Source organism: uncultured Brachyspira sp., from assembly GCF_944393015.1.
Lineage (GTDB): Bacteria > Spirochaetota > Brachyspiria > Brachyspirales > Brachyspiraceae > Brachyspira.
The window spans coordinates 14103-28748 of the sequence record NZ_CALXYQ010000038.1 but is presented as its reverse complement, the minus strand read 5'-3'; the positions used below and the strand labels follow the sequence as shown (position 1 = coordinate 28748).

The following is a 14646-nucleotide window of genomic DNA, read 5'->3' as shown; positions in this document are numbered from 1 at the left end:
AGAAGCAAAAAGGCTATATTTGAACTTAAATGTAATAAATTATTTTACATGTAAGACAATTTTAGTATTATTTAGTATTAATTTTATACTTGCATTTTATTCAACTTTTTGCGGCTGGAAAAAGTTGATGATGATGTATAATATTATTATTCAGTAGATTTCAAAAAACTAAAAATAAAAAAGATATAAGCAAAATATTAATTTATGATTTTAGATTAAATGATTTATTTTTTAATTTTTTAATAAAGTAATTTTTTATATTTATTGTAAATATATTAAAAAGATATATAATTATTAAACTAAAATATATTAAAATATACAGAGGTTTTATATGGAACTAAATTATAAAAAAATAGCAGAAGATATATTATCAAAAGTAGGAAAAGATAATATAGAATCTCTTAGTTTTTGTGCTACAAGATTAAGATTCATTGTAAAAAATAGAGAACAAATTAAAGACGCTGAAGTTGAAAAAATAGAAGGTGTAACAGGTGTTTTCTATAATTCAGGACAATACCAAGTAGTTTTAGGTAAAAACGTTAAAGATGTTTATGATGAAATGGCAAAACTAGGAGTAACAACTCTATAATAATTATCATTTATAAAGTTTAACGAATATATTATTTCTATTCGTTAAACTTTTTTAATTATTAAATTCCAATTCTTCAAATGAATCTTTATCTACTAATTCGTAATGATATCCTTGTTCTGTCAAAAATAATTGTCTTTTATGAGCGAAATCTTCTTCTTTTGTATCTGTAGTTATGATTGAAAAGAAGTAGCTTTTGTTTTCACCTTTTTTAGGACGTAGAACTCTTCCTAATCTTTGAGCTTCTTCCTGTCTTGAACCAAAAGTTCCAGAAATCTGTATTAAAACATTAGCATCAGGCAAGTCAACAGCTAAGTTTGCAACTTTACTTACTATAAGTATTTTTATTTCACCAGTTTTGAATTTTTTATATATTATATCTCTTTCACTTTGAGGAGTTTTTCCTGTGATTATAGTATATCCTGTTCTTTTTTTCATCTCATTTAATTGATCTAAATACTGACCTATTATAAGGATATTTTTACCTTCAAGCTTTTCTATGATTTTTTTCACTATTGTATATTTAAATACATTTTCGCTTGCTATTCTAAATTTCACTTTATCGCTGGATACAACATAATCAGATCTATGAGAATCATCTAATGGTATTCTTATATCATAGCAGTATGCCTCAGCTATGAATTTCTTTTCTTCCAATTCACGCCAAGGTATATCAAATTTTTTAGGCCCTATAAGACAGAATACATCTTTTTCAAGTCCGTCTTCTCTTACTAAAGTGGCAGTAAGCCCCAATCTTCTCATACTTTGAATTTCACTAGTAAGTTTTATTATAGGGGCAGGAAGCAAATGCACTTCATCGTATATTATTAATCCCCAATTATGCTGGAAGAATAATTCAAAATGCACGAATGGAGATTCTTTGTTTTTTCTGTATGTAAGTATTTTGTATGTGGCTATTGTTATAGGCTTTATTTCTTTATTAAGTCCATTATATTCGCCTATATCTTCAGGAGGAATATCTGTTTTATCTAATATTTCATCTCTCCATTGACGGCAGGCTGTAACACCTGTAACTATTATAAGAGTTTTTGTTTGAGTTTTATGCATTGCAGCAATTCCTACAACAGTTTTACCAGTACCGCATGGAAGAGCTATAACTCCTGCACCTCCTTCAGGTTTTCCATCAGCATAGAAAGCATCTACAGAATTTCTTTGATAATCTCTTAAAGCAAAATCATCTCCGCTTGATGCTAATTTATCTCTCATATGAAAATGATATTCTTCGCCTGTTTTATATCCGGCTAAATCCTGAACAGGGTATCCTATATTTATAAGAGCAAGTTTGATATGTCCTCTGTATGTAGCATCTATTTCTAATTTATTAGGATTAATTTGTGATTTTATATATTTAATCATCAATTTATAATGCAGAATTTCATCTATAATATTTTTGTCTTCGCTTATAAGATAGTATTTATCATCTTCTTTTATTATTTTTATTCTTCCGTATTTTTCTATACTAGTTTCAATCTGCTTTACTATATTTTTAGGTATTTCATAAGATGTATACTTCTTCAAAAAACTAAGTATTTGCTCTGATGTATAATTCAAACTAGCAGCATTCCACAAAGACACCAATGTTATTCTATATGTATGTATATATTCTGGGCTTTTTACCAATTCTGCAAATACCAACATGAAATTTCTAATTTCTTCAAAATGTTTAGTGCTTACATCTAATAGAATAGTACCATCGCCCTGAACTATGAGAGGAGCATTCTTATTCAATTTTTTTTCCTTACTTGAAATATTTAATAATAATAATTTTATTAGTAAACATTATTTTCTATTAATGAAATAGTTTCTCTAAATAAAGAAAGATATTCAACATTATTTGTATTTTTAGTTGTCCAAGATTTTAATGTATTTAATGCTTTTGTTCTGTCATTTTGTGCTAGATAAACATCAGATAATGTTAAAGTTGCCTGAGGAAGCAAATAGCTTTTAGGATATGCTTTGATAAAGTTTTCCAAAGTAGATGCAGCCTGAGTATAATTAGTCAAACCTATTTGAGTATTAGCTAAATTATACATTGCTGTTTCCTGTAAATAAAATCCTCTGGAATTTGCTACTTCCTGATAGTATTTTTCAGCTTCTTTGTAATTATTTATATCATAATAAACACAGCCTAATGCATAAGCACTTCTCAATTTAAGATTATTACCTTTAGCAGCATTATATACTTTTTGAAATCTTGAAGTAATATCTACTATTAGGGCAGGATCATTTAATTGTTCCGGAGGTAATTGGGCATTTTGATATACATTATATAATGCCAAAGCTGATTCAAACTCTACATTACTAGCAGCATCTTGGCTTTCTATATTTGCTCTATAAAGCAGAATTCCTGCTATTATTACTACTATTAAAACGAATCCTGATATGAATATTATTCTATTGTTATATATATATGTAAATATTAATTCAGCATTTTTTTGAAATTTATTTGTGTTTTCAGACATAAAAATCCTCTTAAAAATCTATTTGTTAAAAATGTTAATTTAGAATAAGCAATTATAATAATTAAACATAAAAAAATCAAGTATTTATTTTAATAATTATTTTTTTGATATGATGATGTTTTGGTATTGTTTATTATATTACTTATGATATAATAACGCCTAGAATTTTTGATGATAGGTATAATTTATGTCACAACAAAAAATAAATCCAAATGATGAAGTATTGGCTATTAAAATATTAGCTGAATATAGTGATTTAAACAAATACATATATCTTGTTTTCTTTATAGATAAATATAATAGCAGTTTGATAGATATTGCATTTGTTATATCAGATGATAAAAAACTTTTAATTTTTTTAAATGCCTACACTGATTTATTGGAATTATACAAACATATTAAAATTTACAATAAATTAAACAATGAGAAAAACTCATATTTTGATAAATTCAATGAACTTATTTCAAATATATTTAATGAAGATAGAAATATAAATAATATTATAATATATCAAAGCAATAATAATAGTATTTCCATTATTGATATATTTGCAAGCACTATGAATAGATTTATGGATTTTCATATAGGTACATTTGATATAAACAGCAGTATTATAGATATTAATGCAGTTCGTACAACTATAGAGAATGTAAATAAAGAAATGGAAGCTACAGATTCTATGCATGCAGCATATCAAAATACCGGAAATGCCGCTAATGTTGAAAATGGACAAACTCAAGAAGTTCAGCCTCCTACTTATAAACTTATTAATGCTTCATTTGTAGTTGATCCTATAGGAGGAAAATCTATAAATGATATAACTCCAGGTGATAAAGTTATAGTTACTATAAATTCTAATACAGTAGAAGAAAATATAATATATTTTGAGCTTAAAGGAAAGAAAGATAAATATTCTAAATATTTAGTTCCTGCTGAAGTTTTAGAAAAGACAGTGGAAGAAAAATCTATTAAGATTTTATTAAAATTGATAGACGGATATTGCTGCTTAATAGAAGAAATTGAACCTATAAAATTAAAATTATTCAATCCTGAAAAAGATTTGTATGTAGAGCCTTCCAAAGAAGAGAAAGATAAAAGTTTATTTGAAAGAATATTTTCTAAGGTTAGTACTTTTAAATTGATTATGTTTGGACTTGGTGCTATTATAATATTTGTATTCATTGCCATAGTATATGTATTCTTCTTTCAAACTTAATTTATAATAAATTATTAGTTAATATTATTGATTCGGACTTTTTCTATAAGTTTTCTATATTATTATTTTTTATATGTAAAGGAAAAATATATGAGTATAGTTGTATATTCTTTTTTAGATGATGAGGCAGAATTTTTTAAATTAATGGAGAAAAAATATAATACAAAATTCACATTACATAAACATCATTTAAATATTGATAATGTTAAAGATGCAAAAGGTTTTGATTCTGTAGTTTTTAATGCAAGAGATGCTGTTACTGATAAAGTTCTTGATAAATTAAAAGAATATGGCGTGAAATATATGAGTACCAGATCAGTTGGATATGATAATATAGATATAGATTATGCAAATAAAATAGGAATAAAAATAGCAAATGTACCTTCATATTCTCCTAATTCTGTGAGTGAGTTTACTATTCTTTCTTTGCTTTCTCTTGTTAAGAATTATAATAATCTGCTTATAAATGGCTATAACAGAAATTATACAAGAACAGGGCTTGTTGCAAAAGAGATAAGAAATTTAAATATTGGAGTTGTAGGCACAGGCAGAATAGGTTCTTTGACTGTAAAACATCTTAAAGGATTTTCTCCTAAAAATATATTTGTATACTCAAGAACAGAAAAAGAAGAAATAAAACAATATGCAGAGTATGTCTGTTTAGATGAATTATATAAAAATAGTGATGCCATAATATATCATATACCATACAGTAAAGAAACTGAAAATATGATTTGCAAAGATTCTATAAATAAAATGAAAAAAGGTGTATATATTATTAATGTGAGCAGGGGAGGAATAGTTAATAATAAAGATTTGCTTGAAGGTTTAAAAAGCGGACATATAGGCGGATAGGCGGAGCTGCTTTAGATGTATATTCTAATGAAATAGAATATGTTAATAAAGATATAAAAGATATAGTTTTAAAAGATGAGATTATCGAAGAATTATTCAAAATGGATAATGTTATAATAACTCCGCATTTTGCATTTTATACAGATGAAGCATTACTTAATATTGTAAGTATTTCTATTGATAATATTTTTGAGTTTAAAAATACAGGAAAATGTATAAATCAAATAAAAAATATTTAATTTTATTAAGAATTTTTTCTATTTTTTTTGATTGACTAAGTTTGTAAAATTATATAAAATTAATTTACTAAGTTTAATTTTAATGGAGTTTATTATGAAAAGTCAAAAGATTTTTATATCTTTTATTATTTTCATTGTACTTTTATTTGCAGCTTCTTGCTCCAAAAAAGAAAATACTAATGATCAAGGTATAATCGTAAATTTAAGTGTTGAACCGAAAACTATAGACCCTAGTTTGAATGCTCAAATATACGGTGTAATTTATATATCTCATGTATTTGAAGGATTAACAGTAAGAGATAGAAATAATAAAATTGTTCCAGGTGTTGCTGAGAGTTGGGATATTAGTGAAGATGGAAAAACTTATACATTTTTCTTGAGAACTAATTCTACTTGGTCAGACGGAAAACCTGTTGTTGCTGAGGATTTTGTATATAGCTGGCAAAGACAAGTTGATCCTAAAGTAGCAAGCGAATATAGTTATCAGCATGAACCTGTAAAAAATGCTATGGCTATCACAAGAGGAGAATTACCTGTTGAAGCATTAGGAATAAAAGCTATTGATGATCATACATTAGTTGTAGAGTTAGAAGCACCTACAGCATATTTCTTGGAAGTAATTGCTTTCCCTACATTCTCACCTTTAAGAAAAGATATAATAGAGCAGTATGGAGATAGATGGACATTAAGCCCTGAAACTTATATAGGTAATGGTCCTTATGTTATGTCTGAAAGAAATATAGATGAAAATATAGTAATGGTGAAAAATACTAATTATTGGAATGCTGATACAATAGTTGCAGAAAAGATAACATTTGTACTTATGCAAAACGGAGCTGCTGCTGTTGCTGGAATAAAAGACGGTTCTTTACACATGGCTTATGAACCTCCTCAGCAGGATATACCTACACTTTTAGATGAAGGTTTGATACAGATTAAGCCTCTTATAGCTACATATTACTATCCTATAAATGTTACTAATCAATATTTAAAAGATCCTAGAGTAAGAAAGGCATTATCACTTGCTATAGATAGAAATTATATAGTAGAACAGGTTACTAAAGGCGGACAAAAACCTGCAGGCGGTTGGGTGCCTTATGCTGTTAATGATGTTAATGGTGATTTCAGAATTAACGGCGGTGATTTTTATGATATATCAAAAGAAGGATATGCTAAAAATGTAGAAATGGCTAAGAAACTTTTAGCTGATGCCGGATATCCTAATGGAGAAGGTTTTCCTGTTATAGAATTTAAAACAGATCCAGGCAACCATGTAGAAATATTTGAAGCAGTACAGCAAATGTGGAAAGAGCATCTTAATATAGATTCCACTATTACCCAAATAGACAATGCTTTGCTTGGTCAGACTTTATTAGAAAAGAATTTTATGATAGGAAGACTTTATTGGTCTGCAGATTATTCTGATCCTATGTCAATGATGAGTTTGTTTACTAGTTATAATACTCAAAACAACGGCGGATACAGCAATAAAAGATATAATGAGCTTATAGGACAGGCTATGTCTACAGATGATAATAATATAAGAATGCAGGCTATGCATGAAGCAGAAAGAATACTTATAGAAGAAGATATGGGAGCTATACCTCTTTATTTCTTCACAGAGCCTTTACTTGTTAATCCTAAATTAAAAGATGTTGTATATAATCCATTAGGCTTCCACAAGTTTTTCTATGCTTATTTAGATGAAAATTAATATTATTAATTGATATAATAAAATGGCAGCTGATAACTTACGAAAGAAGTTGTCAGCTATTTTTTTATAATTTGTAGGAATATATATTGTTTTACTGTATTTATTTATATAAGATTTTCAAATATTAATAATATTTATTATTTTATATCTATTGACTTTTTATTAATTGTATTATATTATTAATGACATCTAAAAATATGGCGGCGTCGCCAAGTGGTAAGGCAGGAGTCTGCAAAACTCTTATCATCGGTTCAAATCCGTTCGCCGCCTCATTTTCCTAACTATGAATGACAGCCGAGTTAAAAGATTATATTTATTCCTTATTTGTTTTTTTATAGGAACAATAGCCATATTTATTCAATTATTCAATTTAACTATAAAAGAAAGAAAATCTGTATCATCATTAGTAGGACTCGATAGACCAAGAGGAACTATATATGATTCTAAAATGCGTCCTCTTACAATAAATATACCAGCGTATACAATTTATTTAGATACTGAGTCTGTTTCTTTAGACGGCAATGATGAAACAGATATCAATGAAGCTTATTCTCAAATATTTAATATTATAAACATCACAAAAGAAAAATTTGCTGATTTATTAAATACTAAGAGAAGAACTATAATGCTTGCACAGAATATTAATTTGGATTCTTATAAAAAAATTAAAGAAATAAAAGATAAATATAATGTTAAAAGTATATATGGTATAGAAAGCTATAAAAGATTTTATCCTTATAAAGATATATTTGCCCATGTAATAGGCTATATGAATAGAACAGAAACAGAGGGTTATGCTGGGCTTGAAGCCACTTATGAAGCAATCCTTTCTTCAGAAAATGATAATCCAAAAGATATAGTATTAACTTTAGACAGAGATGTTCAGACTATAGTAAGAAATGAAGTACTAAAAACTGTAGCTGAAAAATCTCCGCAATCTGTAACTGTTATAGTATCAGATGTTAATACAGGTTCAATAGTAGCAAATTATTCTTATCCTTCATTTGATCCTAATAATCCTTTTATTTATGTAAATAATGAGAGAATGGACAGAAGTATAATGAGTACAATATATCCGGGAAGTACAATGAAAATATTTGCTGAACTTGCTGCAATAGAGCAGGGAGTTGTAAATAGCGACGAAGTTTTCCATTGTAAAGGTTATTATGATTACAGCAGACAAACTAGAATACATTGCGATTATCCACATGGTGATGTAGCCTTTAATGATATATTGAAATACAGCTGCAACTTTGCCGTTGTAACTATAGCTGAAAGAATAGATAATCAGTTCTTTTATGATTATTTAAAAAGATTTGGTTTCGGGGAGCCTACAGGTGTAGGGCCTTATAAGAATGAATGGAGCGGAATATATCACTCTTTAAATAAATGGCATAGATTTTCAAAAGGTTATTTAGCAATAGGTTATGATTTAAGTGTTACTCCTATGCAGATAGCTGCTTCTTATTTACCTCTTTTGAATGGAGGTTGGAAAGTACCTATGCATGTTGTTGATTCATTTTATGACGGCATAGAAAAAATAAGTGCAACTAATAATTTAAAAAGAACTAGAATAATAGATGAACAGTATTCTCAAATAGCTAGAGTTCTTCTTAGAAAAGGTGTTGAATCCGGTTCTACAGGACATAGAGCTAATCTTCTTAATATAGATGTTGTTGGTAAAACAGGTACAGCAATAACAGAAGTTTATAGAAATAATGAATCAGAAAAACCTGAAAAGTATTATCAGTCAATATTTGTAGGGGGCTTTCCTTTAGAAGACCCTAAAATTTCTATACTTGTATTGCTTGATGACCCTCAAGGACAGGGATCTCAGGGAGCGGGTAGGGTAGCAGCTCCTTTGTTTGCCAAAATTGCGAATCAGATTATACCTTACTTGGGACTTATTGACGGAGAAATATATACAATAAATACTAATGATTTTTTAAGTTTAGTACCTCATTCAAGTAATATTACAAATAATGTTATGCCTAATTTGACTGGGCTTTCTTTGCGAGATGCTTTAAATAGTATATCTTATATTGTATCAAATAATAATGCTAAAATAATGATACAGGGTGAAGGATATATAACAGACTTTGCACCAGAGGCGGGTACATCTATTACTAATGATTCTATTATAAGATTATCATTAAAAGCACCTATTAAAGAACAAGAGAATAAATAATAAAATAAGGAGTTTATTTATGTTAAATATACTTACTTTCGGAGAACTTTTATATGATGTTTATGATAATGTTTCAGTTATAGGAGGTGCTCCTTTTAATTATTCTCTTCAGCTTTCAAGGCTTTTAAGTAAAGATGATAAATTAAAATTTATAACTGCATTGGGTAATGATGATTATTCTAAAGATGCTTTAACTTTTATTGATAATGAAAATATAGATAAATCTTTAATACAAACTTTAAAAGATTATGAAACAGGAAAAGCTACAGTTTTTCTTAATGAGAAGAAAGTACCTGATTATATAATTCATGAAAATTCTGCATGGGATAATATAGAATATAACAGCAATATAGAAAATGCTTTGAAAGATAATTATGACTTATTTTATTTTAATATATTATCTCAAAGAAATGAAAAATCTTATAATACATTAAAAACTATATTCAAAAATATTAATGCGAAATATAAAGTATGCGATGTAACATTCAGAAAAAATTATTATACTAAAGAAAAGATAAAAGAATCTTTAGAGTTTATAAATATATTAAAGATTAATGATGATGAGCTTGCTGTGATAAAAGAGCTTTTTTATCCTTCTATGCCAAATGATAATGAAGTATTACTAAAGGCTATTAATAAAGATTTTAATATTGATTATATATTCCTCACACTTGGAGCATCTGGTGCAAGTGTATTGTATAATAATGAATATATATTTAATCCTTCTAATAAGGTTAATGTTATTGATACAGTTGGAGCTGGGGACTCATTTTGTGCTGCTTTAAGTTATGCTATATTGAGAGGACTTGATATTAATAATGTATTGAAATTTGCTTCAAGCGTATCTGAAGAGATGGTTCAGGTAAAAGGCGGTACAGCAAGATATGATATTGAAAAAGTAAAATCTAAATACAGCTTATAATCATGTTCTTCCTGTAAAATATCTGAATTTATCTTTTGTAAGAAATCTTATGGAAGTAAATTTACCTGTGTACTTTTCATTGTATACTATATTATTTCTTATATCATCATAGAAATCTTGCAAATTATTCTGCATCATATCATCTATATAACTAGATGGATATTTAGATATATATTGATGTATTTGTCTATTTATTAATAATGTAATAAATTTTTTAGGCGGAGTATTATAAGCAAGCAATGCTTTATATATTCTAATGTTTTGATTTATAGCATTTTTTTCTGTTTGAGTTTTTGCCTCTTTTTCCTGCCTTTCTAAATCATTTAATGTATTTTGAATATTGTATATATTATTGCTGTATATAGTTTTACCTTCATCGGTGAAAATATAGTTTGCATCTATATAAAATACATATTCTTTATTATCAGATGATAGAATTTTATCAAATTTTTCTATTACTCTAAATTTTATATTAAGATTATAATTATTTTGAGCAAAACTATAAGGACAAGTTATAAGAATAAAGATTATAATTGTAAAATAAAATTTCATACAATATATTCGGAATTATTTTTATATTATTTCGGTATAGATGATAATAATCTTATAAAATCTCTATCATTTGGGAATAATTTTAAAGCTTCTTCAGATATAACACTGGCATTATTATATCTTCTTTGATTATATTCTGTAACAGCATAATTATAATATGAAACTTTTAGATTTCTTTTTAACACATCAGCACCTTCTCCAATATCAGATATTCCCATTTTATATGTTTCTATAGCATTAGGAAAATCTTTTTTACTCAAATAAGATGTGCCTATTGTATTATAATAATGTATTCTATTATTCTTTGTCATAGCATTATTAGAATCGAACATATATGCTTCTTCTAATGTTTTGTATGCAGATTCAAAGTTATTTTTACTTAGATAATCTAAAGCCAATCTATTATAAGCATTAACCAAATTATCATTATACATTTTTGTACTTGGAGAAAGGTAATATGCTTTTTTAGCCATGACTAACTGTTTTTCTAAATCTTTTTCTATTTTTTTCAATGAAATAGAATTAGGATATAATGTTGCTATTAAAGTAAGTATATCTACATTGTTTCTATCTCTATAATTACCCTGAGGTACGAAAGTAACTATTGTAGAATTTCCTGTGTTTCTTATTTCTTTTTGTCCTGGGTCAAACCCTCTTGATAAAGTAGTTTCAACATCAACAGATTTACCATCTGCATATATTGTACAAAATGAATGGCTTGAAGTTAATACACCTGTAACCTTAAATCCGAATTCTTTGTACAATAAAGAATATAATATACTTGAACTTAAACAGTTGTATTCACCTTTGTATATTAAATCCTGAAATAATGTAGATGTTTCAAAATATTGTTTTAATGTTCCGCTTGTATAAAGCCAAGTTAAAAGCCTTTTACCGAATGCGTATGCACCTTCTTTTGTATATTGAGATAATTCCTTTTTAGCAAGTGTTCTTATATCATTTAATTTTTGCCTATAGAATTTAAATTCATCTTCATCTGTAATACCCGAAGCAATTATAAATCCGTCATAATGAAGTTCTAAATCATTAGTTTCTCCATTATCTACTTTCGTAAAGAAATCATATTCAAGTTCTGTAAGTTCACCTGCTTCAAATTTGATTTTATCAGACGGTTTTGAATATATTACTGAATAGCTAAATAATATTAAAAATAAAATTATTTTAATACAGTGTTTCATATATCCTCTATAACTATAATTATTTTCTATTATTTATATAATATATGAAATTAAATAATAGAAAATAAATTTTATATTATTCTGTTAAATTATCAAGTTCATCTCTATATTTAGCAGCATCTTCGTATCTTTCTTCTTTTACGGCCTGATCTAATAATTTCTGCAATTCTTCTTTGTTTTTTTTCTTATTATTTGTATTTGATTGCTGAGTATCTGTATTGTTAATTTCTTCAGGTTCTTTTTTTACGAATATGTTATCACCATTTTTTTCTTGAAGCTCATCTCTTTCAAATTTTTGATAGGTAAAAGGTATTCCTTCTTTTACTTTCATTAAATTATCATTTTCTTCTAATAATATGCCTGCTTTTTCTATAACATGTTCTTCTATAAATATAGGAGCTTTTGATTTTAGAGAAAGTGCTATAGCATCAGAAGGTCTGGAATCAATGAATATATTTTTAGCATTATGTTCTATAACTAATTTAGCAAAGAAAGTATCTGTATGTACATTATCTATTATTACATTTATTAATCTTATATTACAATTTTGAAATATACTATATATTATATCATGGGTAAGAGGTCTTTCTATTTTATAACCTATAAGGCTGGACATTATAGACTGAGCCTCCAAATATGCTATTGATATTGGTACAACTTTATCAGATTTTTCAGGTTTTAGAATAACTACAAAACCTTTATCTGTAATTGCTAAATTAAGTATTTTTGCTTCAACCACTTTTACAAACCTCTTTTTATATACCTATTTAATATAATATTAATATATATATATTATTTGTCAAGAAAAATTTATTTAATAATTATGCTTGTGTATAATTAAAAATTGATGTATTATGATTTTACTATTTAATTTAAATAAAGTTTTTTGTATTAAATTTTATAAATAATTTAACAATATGATGGGAACTATGAGAAAAAAATTAATCTTTATTTTTGTATTATCAGTTATATTTACATTCAATTTATTTTCACAAACAAATGAAGAATTACCTCCTTATCCTCCAGAAAATCCTGAAATTATACCTATAAGTGAGATTTATGAGGGAATGGAAGGAGTAGGATATACCGTTATACATGGTACAAATGTAGAGCCATTTAAAGTAAAGGTATTATCTATTTTAAAAAAAAGATGGCATAATAGTGATGCTATACTTATAAGATGTGAAGGTCTTAATTTAGATCATTCGGGAACTGTTGCTGGTATGAGCGGTTCTCCTATATATTTTGATGGTAAAATAGCTGGAGCATTGGCATTCGGATGGAATTATGCTAAAGATCCAATAGCAGGTGTTACTCCTATAGAAGAAATGTATAAACTATATGAAGATACTAATGCAAAAGCACCTATGTTGGGATTTGCAGATGATAATTCTCTTCAGACTCCTTTAATGTTTTCAGGTATAAGCAGTAAAGCTTTTAATGAATATTCTTCTGTTTTTAAAAAGTCAGGTTTTTATCCTATGCAGGCAGGCGGCTCTGTATCCGATACAAATCAGGCTAGCAAATTTTTATTTGGGGATTCAGTTGCTATAGTTTTAGCTGACGGAGATATTTCCTTAGCTGGAATAGGTACAGTTTCTCATACAGATGATGAAAAATTCCTTCTTTTTGGACATTCTATGTGGTCAAAAGGAAGAATAATAGCACCAGTATCAAGGGCATATATTAATCATATAGTAGCTTCAGTATCTTCTTCATTCAAACTTGGATATGCTTATTCTAACTATTTAGGATATACTGTTTATGATGGAGCTTTTGGTGTTTCTGGTGTTTATGGAGAAGTTCCTGAAAATGTAATGGTTCCTGTAAAAGTGGAAATAGAAGATCAGACTTTTCTTACAAGGGATTTTAATTTTAGAGTATTAAATGATCCTGCTTATTTTTCAGATATACTCTCCATGGCTATATACAGTGCTGTAAGTTCGGCAGCTGGAGAAAATGAAGAGGGTGTATTCAGCATAAGCTATGAAATAGAAACAGATTATTTTGAAGAGCCTTATAAAGTAAGTAATAGAATATTATCTTATTCTTCTACTGATGCATTTAAAGATGCTATAGCTCAAGTGATATCTCCTGTTAGTTTCTTTATACGTAATAATTTTAATAGAGTTGGAATAAAATCAGTAAAATTATCTATTAAAAGAACCGGACTTGAATATGTTTTTTTGAATGATATAACTTTAGTAGAGCCTAGAGCAGTTGCCGGAGAAACTATACATTTAAGATTGGGATATACTCCCTATGGAAAAGAAAAACAATATGTTGATGTACCTGTAAGACTTCCTGTTAATCTAAAAACAGATGTTTATACTATATATGCAGCTAATGAATATATATTTAATTATGCAGAGCAATTATTTATGCCTAGCAAATATGAAATAAGAAGTTTAGATGATGTTCAGCGTATATATGGAAAAAGTTATGATGACAGTGCTTTGAAAGTATGGCTTTATTCTTCATCAAGAGGAGTGCAAATAGGTAAGGACTTGTATCCTACACTTCCATCTTCTAGATATGGAGCTATGGCTAAAAATGCTACATCAGATAAAGCGGCAGTTATTACTCCTATTAATGGAAATTATCAAATGGACAGTTCTATACTAGGATTAATGAAATTGGATATAATAATAGAAGGCGCTAGAAAATACGAAAATCGCTGATTTTATAT

General features: G+C 27.3%; 13 protein-coding genes and 1 tRNA gene. 9 read left to right on the top strand and 5 right to left on the bottom strand.

Annotation, left to right across the window (positions count from 1 at the left end; translation table 11 throughout):
- The first annotated feature begins 331 nt into the window (after positions 1-331).
- On the top strand, positions 332-589 hold the full coding sequence (locus Q0K19_RS11545; protein WP_297248086.1) for a glucose PTS transporter subunit EIIB: 258 nt from the start codon (positions 332-334) through the stop codon (positions 587-589).
- Between the two features lie 54 nt (positions 590-643).
- Here Q0K19_RS11545 and Q0K19_RS11540 read toward each other — a convergent pair whose 3' ends face one another.
- Both Q0K19_RS11540 and Q0K19_RS11535 read right to left on the bottom strand, forming a co-directional pair.
- The gene (locus Q0K19_RS11540; RefSeq protein WP_297248084.1) at positions 644-2338 is read right to left on the bottom strand and encodes a DNA repair helicase XPB; all 1695 of its coding nucleotides are present in this window, start codon (positions 2336-2338) and stop codon (positions 644-646) included.
- A gap of 41 nt (positions 2339-2379) precedes the next feature.
- A complete protein-coding gene (locus tag Q0K19_RS11535) occupies positions 2380-3072 on the bottom strand; it encodes a tetratricopeptide repeat protein (protein ID WP_297248082.1) in 693 nt (230 codons plus the stop codon).
- A gap of 187 nt (positions 3073-3259) precedes the next feature.
- Between Q0K19_RS11535 and Q0K19_RS11530 the strand changes: the two genes are divergently transcribed.
- From Q0K19_RS11530 to Q0K19_RS11495, 7 genes are all read left to right on the top strand, one after another.
- The gene (locus Q0K19_RS11530; protein WP_297248081.1) at positions 3260-4288 is read left to right on the top strand and encodes a hypothetical protein; all 1029 of its coding nucleotides are present in this window, start codon (positions 3260-3262) and stop codon (positions 4286-4288) included.
- 90 nt (positions 4289-4378) lie between these two features.
- Positions 4379-5143: an NAD(P)-dependent oxidoreductase gene (locus tag Q0K19_RS11525; RefSeq protein WP_297248079.1), complete on the top strand. Its 765-nt coding sequence runs from the start codon at positions 4379-4381 to the stop codon at positions 5141-5143.
- 101 nt (positions 5144-5244) lie between these two features.
- Positions 5245-5382 carry a hypothetical protein gene (locus Q0K19_RS11515; RefSeq protein WP_297248077.1) on the top strand — a complete coding sequence of 46 codons (138 nt, stop codon included), beginning with the start codon at positions 5245-5247 and terminating at the stop codon, positions 5380-5382.
- Between the two features lie 94 nt (positions 5383-5476).
- Positions 5477-7096 (top strand): peptide ABC transporter substrate-binding protein, encoded by a 1620-nt coding sequence (locus Q0K19_RS11510; RefSeq protein ID WP_297248075.1) that lies wholly within the window; start codon positions 5477-5479, stop codon positions 7094-7096.
- 199 nt (positions 7097-7295) lie between these two features.
- Positions 7296-7366: transfer RNA gene (locus Q0K19_RS11505), tRNA-Cys, on the top strand.
- A gap of 13 nt (positions 7367-7379) precedes the next feature.
- The gene (locus tag Q0K19_RS11500; RefSeq protein WP_297248073.1) at positions 7380-9284 is read left to right on the top strand and encodes a penicillin-binding protein; all 1905 of its coding nucleotides are present in this window, start codon (positions 7380-7382) and stop codon (positions 9282-9284) included.
- Between the two features lie 19 nt (positions 9285-9303).
- Entirely contained in the window at positions 9304-10206 is a 903-nt protein-coding gene (locus Q0K19_RS11495; protein WP_297248071.1) for a carbohydrate kinase family protein, read from the top strand.
- Here Q0K19_RS11495 and Q0K19_RS11490 read toward each other — a convergent pair whose 3' ends face one another.
- The 3 genes from Q0K19_RS11490 to Q0K19_RS11480 all read right to left on the bottom strand — a co-directional run bounded on the left by Q0K19_RS11490 (position 10207) and on the right by Q0K19_RS11480 (position 12696).
- Positions 10207-10758: a hypothetical protein gene (locus Q0K19_RS11490; RefSeq protein WP_297248068.1), complete on the bottom strand. Its 552-nt coding sequence runs from the start codon at positions 10756-10758 to the stop codon at positions 10207-10209.
- A gap of 26 nt (positions 10759-10784) precedes the next feature.
- Entirely contained in the window at positions 10785-11957 is a 1173-nt protein-coding gene (locus Q0K19_RS11485) for a hypothetical protein (RefSeq protein WP_297248066.1), read from the bottom strand.
- A 76-nt stretch (positions 11958-12033) separates the two neighbouring features.
- On the bottom strand, positions 12034-12696 hold the full coding sequence (locus Q0K19_RS11480) for a bifunctional nuclease family protein (RefSeq protein ID WP_297248064.1): 663 nt from the start codon (positions 12694-12696) through the stop codon (positions 12034-12036).
- A 181-nt stretch (positions 12697-12877) separates the two neighbouring features.
- On the opposite strand from Q0K19_RS11480, the gene Q0K19_RS11475 reads away from it, so the two are divergent.
- Complete coding sequence (locus Q0K19_RS11475) at positions 12878-14638, top strand: SpoIVB peptidase S55 domain-containing protein (protein ID WP_297248088.1); 1761 nt, start codon at positions 12878-12880, stop codon at positions 14636-14638.
- The last annotated feature ends 8 nt before the right edge of the window (positions 14639-14646 follow it).

What these genes read in the sequence shown, in the direction of transcription:
- Q0K19_RS11545 (WP_297248086.1), top strand. Translation starts at nt 332, where the DNA reads ATGGAACTAAATTATAAAAAAATAGCAGAAGATATATTATCAAAAGTA.
- Q0K19_RS11535 (WP_297248082.1), bottom strand. Translation starts at nt 3,072, where the DNA reads ATGTCTGAAAACACAAATAAATTTCAAAAAAATGCTGAATTAATATTT.
- Q0K19_RS11530 (WP_297248081.1), top strand. Translation starts at nt 3,260, where the DNA reads ATGTCACAACAAAAAATAAATCCAAATGATGAAGTATTGGCTATTAAA.
- Q0K19_RS11525 (WP_297248079.1), top strand. Translation starts at nt 4,379, where the DNA reads ATGAGTATAGTTGTATATTCTTTTTTAGATGATGAGGCAGAATTTTTT.
- Q0K19_RS11515 (WP_297248077.1), top strand. Translation starts at nt 5,245, where the DNA reads ATGGATAATGTTATAATAACTCCGCATTTTGCATTTTATACAGATGAA.
- Q0K19_RS11510 (WP_297248075.1), top strand. Translation starts at nt 5,477, where the DNA reads ATGAAAAGTCAAAAGATTTTTATATCTTTTATTATTTTCATTGTACTT.
- Q0K19_RS11500 (WP_297248073.1), top strand. Translation starts at nt 7,380, where the DNA reads ATGAATGACAGCCGAGTTAAAAGATTATATTTATTCCTTATTTGTTTT.
- Q0K19_RS11495 (WP_297248071.1), top strand. Translation starts at nt 9,304, where the DNA reads ATGTTAAATATACTTACTTTCGGAGAACTTTTATATGATGTTTATGAT.
- Q0K19_RS11490 (WP_297248068.1), bottom strand. Translation starts at nt 10,758, where the DNA reads ATGAAATTTTATTTTACAATTATAATCTTTATTCTTATAACTTGTCCT.
- Q0K19_RS11485 (WP_297248066.1), bottom strand. Translation starts at nt 11,957, where the DNA reads ATGAAACACTGTATTAAAATAATTTTATTTTTAATATTATTTAGCTAT.
- Q0K19_RS11475 (WP_297248088.1), top strand. Translation starts at nt 12,878, where the DNA reads ATGGGAACTATGAGAAAAAAATTAATCTTTATTTTTGTATTATCAGTT.